Origin of the sequence: Curvibacter cyanobacteriorum, from assembly GCF_028649475.1 — a bacterium.
In the GTDB taxonomy this organism is placed as follows: domain Bacteria; phylum Pseudomonadota; class Gammaproteobacteria; order Burkholderiales; family Burkholderiaceae_C; genus Curvibacter; species Curvibacter cyanobacteriorum.
Genome location: NZ_JAQSIP010000001.1, coordinates 120,419 through 132,759, shown reverse-complemented (window position 1 = coordinate 132,759; position 12,341 = coordinate 120,419). Strand labels below are relative to the sequence as shown.

Sequence of the window (12,341 nt, the reverse complement as noted above, 5' to 3'; positions counted from 1 at the left end):
CGCTCAGGGCGCTCAGGGCGGGGTCGGCTCCTGGCGCAGGGCCTCGGGGTTGGCAGGGGCTCGCGACGAGCCCCGGGCCACCAGGGTGCCGGGCAAGAGGATCTGACGCGGCGCCAGTGACAAGCCCCGCAGGCGCTCCAACAGGCAGTTGGCTGCCAGCCGCCCCAGGTCATGGGTGGGTTGGGCGATGGTGCTGATGCCCGGCCCCACATGGGGGGCCCAGTCGGTGTCGTCAAAGCCCACCAGGCCCAGCTCGCGCCCCCACTGCCAACCGAGGCGGGCCATCGCCGCGCTCAGGCGCAAGGTGACCACCGAGTTGCTGGACAAGACCGCAGCGGGTCGCCCCGCGGCGCGCTCGCGCAAGGCCTGCAGCGCCGCCATCAGCGCCAGCACGGGGGCGTCGGGCGCCTCGGGCCGGGCCTCCTGGCTCTCGAAGGTCTGGCCACTCAAGGCCGCCCTCCCCTCGCCCTGCTGCGATGGGTGGCAGCCCGCGCGAAAGGCCGCCTCACGCTCGGTGCGGGAACTGACGCCGCGCACCGGCTCGGTCACGTAAAGCAGCTCCCGCCAACCCTGGGCCTGCAGGTGGGTCAAGGCCATTTGCACGGCCTGGGCGTTGTCCAGCGAAACAAAGTCCGCCTGCATGCCGCTGTGGCGGCGGTCCACCAGCACCACGGGCCGGCCCTGGCGGGTGGCCTCGGCCGCGGCCTCGGGGTCGCGCCCCAGGGTGTTGAGGATGAAACCCTCCACCTGGTAGGACGCCAGCGCCGCCATCGCCTCGCGCTCGCGCCCGCTGTCGTTGCCCAGGTTGAACAACATGACCAGGTAGCCCGCCTCCTGGCAGACTTGCTCGGCCCCGCGCAGCACGGCCACCGAGTAGGGGTTGGTGACATCGGCCACCACCAGCCCGATCAGGCGGCTGCGGCCGCGCTTGAGCGCCTGCGCCATGGGACTGGGCGAGTAGCCCAGGGCGCTGACGGCGCGCTCGACCCGGGCCGCGATGTCGGGCGTGAGCAGGGTGTCGCGGTGGTTCAGGAAGCGCGACACGGTGGCCTTGGACACCCCCGCCTCGCGGGCCACATCGGCGATGGTGGCGCGGGCCGGACTGGCCGTGGCGGGCGCCGAAGGGGTTGAAGCGCGGGGTGATTTGGGAGCGGGCACAGGTGAAAGCAGTGGAAATCGGGGCGCGTTGGCGAGCGTGCGGCCGGCCTCAAGCCCGGTCAACGGTCAGCCTGAAACCAGTTTCATAACGTCGGCATGTTAGCGCCGCGAGCGCGCGGCCCAGCCCGGGACAAACCCGGTCACACCGCGGTCCACAGGCGGCACAGCGCCCGGCCAGCGCCCTCAAACCGCCTCCAGCAGCCTCACACCGCTTCAAACGGCCACGGCCGCCGCATGCCCCAGGCGCCACAAGGAGGTGACCTCCGCGGCGCGGGCCCGGTGCAGGGGGTCGCCCGGGTCGCTGGCCTTGGGGTGCTGCGGCCGCGCATCAAGCCGGCCCAGCACCTGCAGGCCCGCGTCGGCGATCCAGCCCATCAGCTGTCGGCGCGAGCGCAGGCCCAGGTGCTCCGCCAGGTCGGACAGGATCAGCCACCCCTCCCCTTGGGGCACCAGGTGGGCCGCCAGACCGGCCAAAAAGCCCCGCAACATGCGGCTGTCAGGGTCGTACACCGCGTGTTCGATGGGCGAGCTGGGCCGGGCGGGCAGCCACGGCGGGTTGCACACCACCAGCGCGGCCTGCCCTGCGGGAAACAGGTCCTGCTGCACCAGCTGTACCGCGTTCGCCACCCCCAACTGACGCAGGTTGGCCTCGGCACAGGCCAGCGCGCGCGGGTCCTGGTCGGTGGCGACCACCTGCCGCGCCCCACGGCGCGCCAGCAAGGCCGACAGCACGCCCGTGCCCGCGCCGATGTCAAAGGCCCGGGCCTCGGGACCCCAGGCAGCGGGCCAGGGCGCCTGGCGCACCAGTTCCACGTACTCACCCCGCACGGGCGAGAACACGCCGTAGTGAGGGTGGATGCGGTTGCGCGGGGCGGGGCCGAGGGCCGGGATCTCAACGCCCTTCTTGCGCCATTCGTGGGCGCCAATCAGGCCCTGCAGTTCGCGCAAGGTCAACAGCGAGGGTTGGCCATCGGGGGCCCCCCAGACCTCGGTCAGGGCCTGGCGCACCTCGGGCGCGCGGCGCAGCGGCACGCTGTAATCCGGCGCCACCGGGATCAGCAGCATGCCCAGCAAACGGGCGCGCTGGGCCTGCCCCTGCCGGTGCTGGTGAAACGCTTCTGCCATCTGGGTGGCTGGGGCCTTGAGCTTGCGGGGCTTGCGATCGATGCGGCGTGCCAGCGCTTGCAACAACTGGCGTGCATTCTGGAAGTCGCCCTGCCAGATCAGCGCCGTGCCTTCGCAGACCCAGCGGTAGGCGGTGTTCGCATTCAGGGTGTCGTCGGCCAGCGCCCATTTGTGGGGCGCCGACACCGCCGCCTCGGAACGCCAGCGCGCCGTTTGGGCCTGGCCGGACGCGTCGGTCCAGGAAACGCTTGAAATGTCAGTCATGCCCCGATTGTGGCCGCTGACCACCGTACCAGCGGAAGCCAGCCCGAGAAAACAAGCCACCCAGCCGACGGCCTCCCCCGTCACCGCCCTGTTGCAACCGCCCTCCGCCAACCGAGGCGCCACACCGGCGAGGTCAAGGCCAAAGAGGCCTTCAGGGCTAGGGACTTTCACCATCTCTCTTGGCTCATTTTTCTCAGATCATTGCTCAACAACAGTGACATTCCTCACATTTGATAGGCTAATTTCACCAAGACGCCCAAAAATATGATTTTGTGATATCATTTCTACAGAAAATTTAACCTTTCTGATAACTTACAACCCCTCGAGAAGCCCATGCAATTCCTCCGAAACTTCAAGATTGGTACCCGACTCGGCTTGGGCTTCGGCCTGATGTTGCTGTTGCTGATGCTCGTCGGGGGCGCCGGGATGCTTGAGATCCGCAAGGTCAATGCCAATGCGAATGAGTTGGGTACCAATTGGCTGCCGAGCATCAAAGCCCTGGGTGAGGTTCGCACGGCCATCAACGAGGTCCGCCGCGTCACTTTGCGCCATGTGCTCGAGGACACCCCCGAGCTCAAAAAGAGCCAGATGGAGCGCCATGATCGCGTGCTGGCCACCCGTATCCCCGAAGCCTTTGCCAGCTACGAAAAGCTGATCTCCTCGCCCGAAGAGCGCCAGATGTGGAACACCGTCAAGGAACGCTGGAACGCCTATGTGGAGATCGACAAGAAAGTGCTCAGCCTGTCGGCCAGCGGTGACGCGGGAGAACGCGAGGCGCGCAAGATCTCGACCACCGACGCAGGCCGGGCCTTCCTCAGCACCGATGAAGCCTTGCAAAAGAGCATCGCCCTGAACAGTGACGGCGCCGTTCAATCGACTCAGCAAGCCGCGGCGGACTACCTGCGCTCCGTCCAGATGACCATGGTCTTGATCGGTCTGGCCCTGGTGGTGGGCGCTGCACTGGCCGTGGTCCTGACCCGTTCGATCACCAGCCCAATCGACGAAGCGGTGCAAGTGGCCGAAACTGTGGCCGCGGGCGACCTGACCTCCACCATCCACATCGATGGCCGCGACGAGGCCGCCACCCTGCTGCTGGCCCTGCAACACATGAACGACCGCCTGGTCGACGTGGTCAGCCAGGTGCGCCACAGCAGCGACAGCATCGCCACCGGCTCGGCCGAGATTGCCACCGGCAACGCCGACCTGAGCCAACGCACGGAATCCCAAGCCAGCAACCTGCAGCAGACCGCAGCCTCGATGGAAGAGCTGACCAGCACCGTCAAAACCAACGCCGACACGGCCCAGCAAGCCAACCGCCTCGCCACCGAGGCCTCGCATGCGGCCGAAAAAGGCGGCGAGGTGGTGGGCCAGGTGGTGCAGACCATGCAAGAGATTTCGGCCGCCTCCAACAAGATCAGCGACATCATCGGCACCATTGATGGCATTGCTTTCCAGACCAACATACTGGCTTTGAACGCTGCAGTCGAAGCCGCGCGGGCCGGGGAGCAAGGTCGAGGCTTTGCAGTGGTGGCGAGCGAAGTGCGTTCGCTGGCCCAACGCTCGGCCGAAGCCGCCAAGGAGATCAAGACCCTGATCGGTGGCAGCGTCGAGAAGGTGGAAGCCGGTACCCGCCTGGTGGACGAGGCCGGCCAGAGCATGACCGAGATCGTGACCCAGGTGAAGCGCGTGGGCTCGCTGATCAGCGAAATCTCCAACGCCTCGCACGAACAGTCCAGCGGCATTGCCCAGGTTGGTGACGCCGTGAACCAGCTCGACCAGGTGACCCAACAAAATGCGGCCCTGGTCGAAGAAAGCGCGGCCGCGGCCGACAGCCTGCGTAACCAGGCGGCCCGCCTGGCCGAGGTGGTCAGCGCCTTCAAGCTGGCCGCCGGGGCTGGCCTGACCGTGGCAGAACCCCTGCGCCGCCCCCCCATGACGGCCAGTGCACCACGCCCGGCCCCCTCTGCGCCCAAACCCAAACTGAGCAGCGCACCGGCCAAAACCAAGGCCCCCGCGCTGGCCGCCGCGCCCAAGCCCGCCGCCAGCAGCGCCCAAGCGGGCGCAGCCGACGACTGGGAAAGCTTCTGACGCTGGCCTGAGACGCGGCGAGGCCCTCGCGGCCGAGCCTGCGGCTCAGCGCTGAGGCCTCACCGCCCTCTTGGAAGCCCTGACACGCCTCAGCCCATCGAAGGTTGGCGCCTGAGGCGAGGCGCGAAGCCGCAGGCCGCACAAGCGGCACAACGAGGCAAGCCACGGCCGTCCCAAGGCTTGGGTCAGTGGTTCTTGGGCAAGCCCCAAGGCCCAGCCGGCCCACCTGCCAAACGCCCCCAACCCGCCACGCCCAGACTGAACCTGAGTCAGACTGGGCGTTTTGCTGAGGCACCTGGGCACGCAAAAAAGGCCACCGTCTTGCGACCGTGGCCTGTTGGCTTGCCAGCCCTTCACTGACCTGCCCGGCAAGGCCGAGCCGCTGACCTCAGTTCAGGTCAGCGCGCTTGAGGCGAATTTCCTCGAGCTTGATGGCGCCCATGGGCGTGGTCTTGGCGGTGGTCAGCTCGCGCTTGAAACCGGCCAATTCGAGGAAGCGCATGGCGCGCTCGTTGCGCAGCGGCACCCAGGCCGTCACGTTGGTGCAGCCTTCTTCGGAGAGGCCATCGCGAGCGGCATCCCACAGGGCCAAGCCCACGCCCTTGTCCCAATGCGAGGGCAGGACGTACAGGGCCCAGATTTCGCCCGTGGTCGGACGGGACTTCGGATCGCGCGAACGATCGAAGCCGACAAAGCCGACCACTTTGCCTTCGTCCATGGCCACTTGGACCTGGGGTTCACAGTACTCAATGGCTTCGCGCCACTGGGCGACACGCTTCTCGGTCGAAGAAGACTTCAGGTATTCGTCGGGAACAATTCCTTTATAGGCGGCCTGTGAGGCCACAGTGTGGATTTCGGCTACGGTTTTGGCATCTCGCAAGGTGGCAGGACGGATCTCAACGGTGGTCAGAGTGCTCATTTAGAAAGTTATTCTTCGGACGGTCAAAATTTTCGGGAGGCGAGATTGTCGCAGATAGGCCAAAACTTGCCTCGGCTTTACCCTGATGACCCAGTCGCCCAAGGCTTGCCAAGCCCGAAATTTCAGGTTCCGAACGCCCCAGAGCGCCTTGGATTTCGCCCGATCAGGCACCAACGGTCGTTCTTTTAAGACCAACGGAAAGCCAAACCGCCCGCATCGGCGCGCAGGCAACAAATTGACGCAATTCAGTCCCGCACTCACGCCTCGGGACCAGGCTGCGGGGCCGGGGGGGCCCACTTTTGCCGAACTTGCTCGCGCCACACTCGGGGGCTCAAGCCCACGCTCTGCCGAAAGCGGCGGGTGAAGTAGGACTCGTCGGCAAAACCCACCGCATGGGCCACCTGCATGACGCGCTGTGAGCTGTGCGCCAGCAGCTCCTGCGCGCGTTCAATGCGGCGCTCGGTCAACAGCTCAGTGAAGGTCTTGCCGGTTTCTTTCTTCAGCAGGTTGGCCAGGTAGTTGGGCGACAGGAAGGCCGCCGCCGCGGCATCGCTGAGGGTCAGCGATTCGGCCAGGTGCTCACGCATGAAACGCGCAACCCGCTGCAAGGCCTCATGCTGGCTGGCCTGCTGGGTGCGGGCGGCCGTGAGGCGCAGCAGATCGGTCTCGAATTGGCGGCAACTCAGGCCCAACAGTTGCAAGAGCAGGCCCCTGAGCAGGGTCAAGGAGCCAAGGCGGCGCTGCGCGTTCTCGAGCAACATCTGATCGACCAGGCGCCGCACCTCGGTGAAGGCGTCGGGCGGGAAACAAAAGTCGGTGTACTCCTGGAACAGGAACAGGCCCAGCTCCGGCACCTGGCTCAGGGGCACGTCCTCGAGGTCGAGCGCATCGACTTGCAGGTCGGGGCGCCAGAAGGCCTGCGAGAAATTGATGATCACGTAGCGAGACCCGGGGGGATGCGACACCACATGCACGCGGTAGGGCAAGACAAAGCTCAGCGTGCCGCTGGCAAAAGGGCGCACGCTGGCCCCCACCGTGTGCTCTGCCTCGCCTTCCAAGCTGACCTGGATCTGAAAGTAGGCGTGCCGATGGGGCGTCAGCAACGGCGACCGTTCGGACGAGTCGCGGATGTCGAAGTCGAGGTGCTTGGCACGCTCGGACATGCCGTAGGTTTTGATCTCTCGGGGGCTCAAGGGCGTCAGGGGGTCAAAGTCGCAAAAAATCCGGCGCCACCCCAAACAGGCTACACCGCGGGCACATGTTAGCGACTGAATCCGCCCCCGCGAAGCCAGCGCCGCAGAAAGTCACACGCCCCCACCCTCAGCCCCCAAGGCCCTTCCGGGCGCCAGCGCCCTGAGCGAGCGCTGGCCGCGTGGGGTCAGCGGCCCCAGCAGGCCCGGATCAGGGCAGGGCTGGCCCCGTCGGCCAAGCGGCGCTCACCAGCCTGGTCCAGCACCCAGGTCCCGCAGGGGTCCGATTGCTGGGGCCCCGGCTCGGGCGTGGCACTGAGGGTGTAGGCACTGCGGTCCTCACTGGGTGCGTAGCGCAGGCGGTACAAACCCGTCGCGCTGAGTTGCAGGTGCACAGGCCAGTCGGGTGCCGCGGGGTAGCGACCTTGCACGGTGGCCATGCGGCCCAACCACAAGGCCCCCGACACCAGGGCCTGACGGGCCTCGGTGCGCCGCGCCCGCTGCATCTGGGCCTGGTAAGCCGGCCAGGCCAGCCCCCACAGCAGCGCCACCAGGGCCAAGGTGATCAGGACCTCGATCAAGGTCAGGCCCAGGGCGCTTGGGCGAACCGGTGTCGACGTCATCGCAGCCGCCGCCAGCCCAGCCGGGCCGAGGGCGAGCCTGTGCCCCGCACCCGCCACGTCACCGGCGGGCCCTCCGCGGTCTGGGTACTGCGGCCTTGCCATTCGCCCAGGCCCTGTGGCCGCCAGGCACGTGGGCCGGCCTCCGTCCGCCAAGCGCTGAAGCCGGCGCTGGCGGCCCACTGCGGCTGCCCCTGCCCATCGATCAGCGCGAAGCTGCCCTCGGCCGCTGCGGTGCCATTGAAGACGTCCAACACGTAGTCGCGGCCTTGGGCGGGCCACCAAGCCTCATCGCAGGGCCCGCGCCCGGCCACCGGCTGGGCCGGCACCTCGGTGTGGGCCCAGAACAGGCGTTGCAGCGCACGGCCGGGCTCGAGCACCCGCTGGCCCGCCGGCAAGTCCATGAACCAGCCGCGCACAACGGAGGGGCTGCCGTAGACCACGGGGTGGCGGCTCGACCGGTACAGCGTGGCGGCCCCCACCGCTTCGGCAGCGCCCAGCTGCTGCGCCACCAGGACGGGCGTCGGCGCCTGGCGCCAGCGCGTGGGCAGCGGCTGGCTCGCCCCCCACCGGACACCGGGGCGGGTCGCCACGATGGGCGTGTTGTCCCACACCGAGTACAGGCTCTGGGTGGCGGTGCCCAGCAAATCGGCCTCGGTCAGGGCCCGGCCGGTGCCCCAGCTCAACATCAGGCCGCCCAGCGGGTGGGGGGTCCACATCGGTGCCACAGTGATGGGCTGGGGCTGGCCTTCGGCGTCGCGTGCCACCAAGAGGGGGCGCCCCTCCCAGGCGACCTGCCAGCGCGTGGCCTGCGTGGCACTGAGGTCGAACTTCCACATCTGCCCCAGCAGGTCGCCCGCGTAAGCGACGTCGGCACGGCCATCCCCGTCCAGGTCGATCAGCTGCGGGCTGGACAGACCGTTGCCCTGGCCGCCCAACCCGTCGGTGGGCAGCTTGAGCCGCTCGCGCGCCCCATCGAGGTACTGGACCAGCAACACCGCCTGTTCAGAGGCGCTGTTGAGGCCGTTGCCCAGCACCACCGCCCAGCGCCCGTCATTGAGCTGGGTGATCTGAACCGCCCGATCGGGCTGCGACGGGTGCGGGGCCGGGGCCAACCACTGCTGCCCCAGATCAGGGTCTGGGTCGTCGGTGGCGTCCAGCCAGACCCCTGGGCGATGCTGGGGATTCACCCAGTCGGTGGGGTCGGTGACGTCGAGCACAAAATACCCGCGCCCACCGCGCCCCAGGCCCCCGACCAGGGCCGTGCGCCAGACCTGGCCATCCCAGAAGTCGCCGCCCCAAGGCGGGCCATCCACGGTGTAGGGGCGGGCTCCGGCGGGATCCGCCAAAGTGCGCAAGGCGGCCAGCGTCCCCCGCGGAAAGTAGGCCATCCGCTCGCGGCCCGAGGCGGCATCAAAGGCATGCAGAGCCCCCCCGTTGGCGGCCACAAAGACCAGTCCCGGTCGCTGACTCAGCCGGTCGGCAAACTCGGCATGGCCCGGCCAGGGCAAGCTGGGGTCGGGCGGGCGAAGTCGCCAGGGCGCCGCGTGGTGGACCGCGCCCAGCACCCCGCGGCGGTTGCGCCAGGGGCCGCCCCATCGCATTTCCTGCTGCCGATCGCCAATCGCATGTCGCCACACCGATTGCCCGACGGCCGCTTGGGCCGGCAACAGCGGCTCGGACGCCGTCACGCCTGCCAACGCGGCTTGCTGGGCTGGCGCCAGCGCGGCCCACTCGAAGCGAATGCCTTGTTGGCCGTCGTGGCTCCAGAGCGTGCGCTGCTCGGGGGCCAGGGCCTCCAGCTGGGTGGCGGCGTCCCAGCTTGGGCTCAGCGCAGTCCCCACCGCGCCCTGCCAAGCCCCGGCCGTCAGCGTGCCGCGCCAGGACTGCGCCTCAAAACCCGCTTGAACTTCGCCCTGCGCGTCGGCCAGCCGCTGGGTCGTCAGCTGCTGTGGTTCCGGCGGCAACATGGCGTCCTGGATCACCTGGGCCAACAGGCTGTCCAGCCCTTGTTGCCAGGCCCAGGGGGCAGTCGCCGCCACCAGGCGGCCACGGCCATTGAGGGCCATGTGCCACAGGTCCTGCGCGCGCGCATCGGCCAGCGTGCCACAGCGCTGGGGCGGCGTGGGCCCATCGGCGCCCGAAGGCCTGGACAACGGCGAGCACCAGCCCACCGTGCCCGCGGTCAGGGCGATGAAATCGCCCGCCCGGTCGTGCCCAAGCCAGGCAGGCCGGGGTGCGTCGGGCCAAGCGGCGTTGGGCCAGCGCGCGGTGGTGCCGGACACCAGGCCATGGGTGATCGCGTGCTGCCACACCGCGGGGTCATTGCGTGGATTCCAGTACGGCGTGAGGCCCGCGGGGCCGACCGTGGGCTCATGCCAGAGGGGGCGCACCAGGTCAGGCAAATCCAGCTGGGCATCGTCGGCCCAGAGCTGGAACGCCAGGTCGGCCAGGGTGCCCTGGCCGGGCCCGGCGTCGGCGCTGCGCGCATGGGCGAAGGCGTCGCGGTACACGCGGGTCTGGGTTGCTGTGGCGCCATAGGGATCAAACCACTGGCCATCGGGCAAAGCGCGGCGCTGGCCGTCCTCCGAGGCCTGCGGTTCCAGGCCCGGCTCAGCGGACGCCAGACCGTTCCAGGCGTCGGCGCTGATCAGCAGGTGGGTCGATCGCCGGCACGCAACCGCCGGGGCCTCTTGGGTCCCGGGCTGGGCCGCGTAAGGCCCTTCCGGGCCCTGGCGGCCCAACAGCCGTGCCACGGCCACCATCAGGTCGTGGGCCGACAGCGACGGTCCCGCCTGCAAGGCCTGCAACCCCTCACGCCATGCCTGGCGACTGCCAGGGCCCAACGGCCGCAACGTCAGTGGGGGACAGGAGGCCGCGGTCCCAGCGGATGCGGTCGCCCTGCGGCAGCCACTCAAGGCCTGAAAAGCCAGGTGCAGACGCCCGTCCGGCACCGCCGCCAGGGCTGAGACCAACCCGGTCTGCCAGGTTTGCAGGTCGGCGGGGCTCAGGTCCTGCCCGTCGGCCACCGAGACGATGAGGTTGGGCACCACGCCGCGAAAGCTGCCCCAGGGCCGCTCCGGCCAGACCCAGGGTGCAGCCCCCGCCAGGGGCCCCAGGCCCACCAACACCAGCCCGGCGAGGCCGGGGCACCAGCCACGCCCAGCCCGCGAGACCCTGGGTCCAGCCGGGTCGAGGCCAGGCCGGCGTGTCATGAGCGCCCCCCTGCCAGAGGACCGCCTGGGGCCACGGCGCAGGCACTCACACGCCCCCCAAGGCCTGGCGCACCAGCACCGTCTGCAACACCACCAGGGCTGGTGGAAACCGCCCCTGCACCACCGCGGTGACCCGGTACACATAGGGGTGGGCGGGCAAGGGGGTCAGCGGCGCCCGCGCCGCAGCCGCAGCGTTGCTGGCCTGAAGCGCCACCTGTCCCACCTGGTAGGGCAACACTTCGACCCAGTACCAAGCGCCGCGCTGTGGGGTGATCTGCAACAGATCATCGGCGGCGCCGAACGCGTGGGCCGCCGACGGCCGTGACTGCGCGCCGGTGTAACGCCCATAGGGCACGCCACCGCCCGCCTGCACCCAGGCCTGGAGCAAGGCGGGCTGTCGCCAGAAGCTGGCGGCATCACCGGCGACCCGGTCGCCCAGGCCCAGGCAAATGCCCTGCTCACACGGCGGGTTGCGCGCCAGCAAGCGGGACACCAAGAGCGCAAAGGCCGCGCCATCGACCGGGAACGCCGGCCCTGCCGCAGGGTCGCGGCAGGACGCCACCCCGGCTGGGGTTTGGCAAGGCGAGCCGTCCGTTCGCAGGCCCAGCACGTCGCGCTCGGCATCGCGCAGCAAAGCCTGCGCCGCCGCCACGGCCAGGGCGTCGTCCACCTCGTGCCCCACCAAGGCCTCGCTGAGCCCGGCATGCCCCGCCGCAATCCAAGCGAGCAACGAACACAACAGCACCATCACCAACACCACCATCAGCGTGATGCCACCTCGGACCAGCGCCCGCCGAGCCCGGCTCACAGCAACCGCCCCAAGCCGTGCAGGAACACCGTGCGGCGCTGGGTCACCCGCAGGCGCCCATCGCGCGGCCAAGCCACACCTTGGCAATCGCGGGGACCAGCTGTCGCGTCCAGCGCCGCCCCAGACCAAGCCAGGGCAGCGTCGCTGGCCCGCGCATCAGAAACCAACTGCAGGCACAAAACCACCGCCACCACCTGCGACCAGCGCCCCTGCAGTTGGTCGGCACGCAGCAATTGATGCCGCTGGGCCGCACCACGGCCCTCGCGGGCCCAATACTGGACTTGGAAATCCTCGACCTGGTTGCTCAAGGGCTGGCCAGAGGCATTGCCCGAACCTTGGCAACGCAAGACCCCCGCACTGACCCAGAAGCGGCTGTCGACGCGGCCCAGCCCGGCGACCGTGGCCGCGCCCAGGCAGTCCGGGGTGGTACCGGCGGAGCGGTGCTCCTGGCTGACCGTGAAGCTGTCTGGTCGGCGGCCGCCCTCCTCGCCCCAGACAGCCACGCCATCCCGCAGTCCGTCCCCCTGCACGTCCAACCCCTCCCAGGCCTCGCTCAAGACCACCGACTGCAGCGCGGGGGATGCGCCCTCCGGCGAGGCGCGCAGTTCAACGGCACCGGCCTGTTGCAGCTGCTGGGTCATGACCCCCAAGGCCTGGTGCGCCTGACCTTGCAGGGTGGTGATGCCGACCAGGGTGTCCGTGCTGCGGCGGGTGCTGGACCACAAGGCCATGGCCGCGAGCACCACCACCGCACTGAGCACCAGGCCGATCAGCAACTCCACCAGGGACAGCCCCGAGGACAAGGGGCGCAGCCCCCGCGCGGCCCCAGTCGCCGGCCGAGGGCGCGGCGGCGCTCGCCAGAGCGCCCCCCGCCCCACCGCCCTGCCGCGCGCCAGCCCACGCCACCGTGGGCGCACCCGATGATTCGGCCGGAGGCTCGCCCGGGCAGGCCCT

The 12,341-nt window shown here is 69.4% G+C and carries 9 protein-coding genes; 1 reads left to right on the top strand and 8 read right to left on the bottom strand.

All coding sequences use genetic code 11. From position 1 onward, the window contains the following. Nucleotides 1-12: 12 nt before the first annotated feature. Nucleotides 13-1,158, bottom strand: a complete 1,146-nt coding sequence (locus PSQ40_RS00570) for a LacI family DNA-binding transcriptional regulator (RefSeq protein ID WP_273947889.1) — start codon at nt 1,156-1,158, stop codon at nt 13-15. A 213-nt stretch (nt 1,159-1,371) separates the two neighbouring features. Next, nucleotides 1,372-2,547 carry a class I SAM-dependent methyltransferase gene (locus tag PSQ40_RS00565; protein ID WP_273947887.1) on the bottom strand — a complete coding sequence of 392 codons (1,176 nt, stop codon included), beginning with the start codon at nt 2,545-2,547 and terminating at the stop codon, nt 1,372-1,374. A 333-nt stretch (nt 2,548-2,880) separates the two neighbouring features. On the opposite strand from PSQ40_RS00565, the gene PSQ40_RS00560 reads away from it, so the two are divergent. After that, nucleotides 2,881-4,635, top strand: a complete 1,755-nt coding sequence (locus PSQ40_RS00560; RefSeq protein WP_273947886.1) for a methyl-accepting chemotaxis protein — start codon at nt 2,881-2,883, stop codon at nt 4,633-4,635. A gap of 388 nt (nt 4,636-5,023) precedes the next feature. Here PSQ40_RS00560 and PSQ40_RS00555 read toward each other — a convergent pair whose 3' ends face one another. From PSQ40_RS00555 to PSQ40_RS00530, 6 genes are all read right to left on the bottom strand, one after another. After that, entirely contained in the window at nt 5,024-5,554 is a 531-nt protein-coding gene (locus PSQ40_RS00555; RefSeq protein WP_409242066.1) for a GNAT family N-acetyltransferase, read from the bottom strand. 257 nt (nt 5,555-5,811) lie between these two features. Then, the gene (locus tag PSQ40_RS00550; protein WP_273948810.1) at nt 5,812-6,717 is read right to left on the bottom strand and encodes an AraC family transcriptional regulator; all 906 of its coding nucleotides are present in this window, start codon (nt 6,715-6,717) and stop codon (nt 5,812-5,814) included. A gap of 215 nt (nt 6,718-6,932) precedes the next feature. Continuing rightward, the gene (locus tag PSQ40_RS00545; RefSeq protein ID WP_273947885.1) at nt 6,933-7,367 is read right to left on the bottom strand and encodes a type IV pilin protein; all 435 of its coding nucleotides are present in this window, start codon (nt 7,365-7,367) and stop codon (nt 6,933-6,935) included. Next, nucleotides 7,364-10,417, bottom strand: a complete 3,054-nt coding sequence (locus PSQ40_RS00540) for a pilus assembly protein (protein WP_273947884.1) — start codon at nt 10,415-10,417, stop codon at nt 7,364-7,366. The genes PSQ40_RS00545 and PSQ40_RS00540 overlap by 4 nt, the downstream gene beginning before the upstream one ends. Before the next feature lie 208 nt (nt 10,418-10,625). Further along, nucleotides 10,626-11,387, bottom strand: a complete 762-nt coding sequence (locus PSQ40_RS00535) for a hypothetical protein (protein WP_273947883.1) — start codon at nt 11,385-11,387, stop codon at nt 10,626-10,628. Then, nucleotides 11,384-12,169, bottom strand: a complete 786-nt coding sequence (locus PSQ40_RS00530) for a hypothetical protein (RefSeq protein WP_273947882.1) — start codon at nt 12,167-12,169, stop codon at nt 11,384-11,386. Before PSQ40_RS00530 ends, PSQ40_RS00535 begins: the two co-directional genes overlap by 4 nt. Between the last annotated feature and the right edge of the window lie 172 nt (nt 12,170-12,341).

Excerpts from the sequence above, each read along its gene's own strand:
- PSQ40_RS00550 (WP_273948810.1), bottom strand. The coding sequence starts at position 6,717 with ATGTCCGAGCGTGCCAAGCACCTCGACTTCGACATCCGCGACTCGTCC.
- PSQ40_RS00555 (WP_409242066.1), bottom strand. The coding sequence starts at position 5,554 with ATGAGCACTCTGACCACCGTTGAGATCCGTCCTGCCACCTTGCGAGAT.
- PSQ40_RS00565 (WP_273947887.1), bottom strand. The coding sequence starts at position 2,547 with ATGACTGACATTTCAAGCGTTTCCTGGACCGACGCGTCCGGCCAGGCC.
- PSQ40_RS00560 (WP_273947886.1), top strand. The coding sequence starts at position 2,881 with ATGCAATTCCTCCGAAACTTCAAGATTGGTACCCGACTCGGCTTGGGC.
- PSQ40_RS00545 (WP_273947885.1), bottom strand. The coding sequence starts at position 7,367 with ATGACGTCGACACCGGTTCGCCCAAGCGCCCTGGGCCTGACCTTGATC.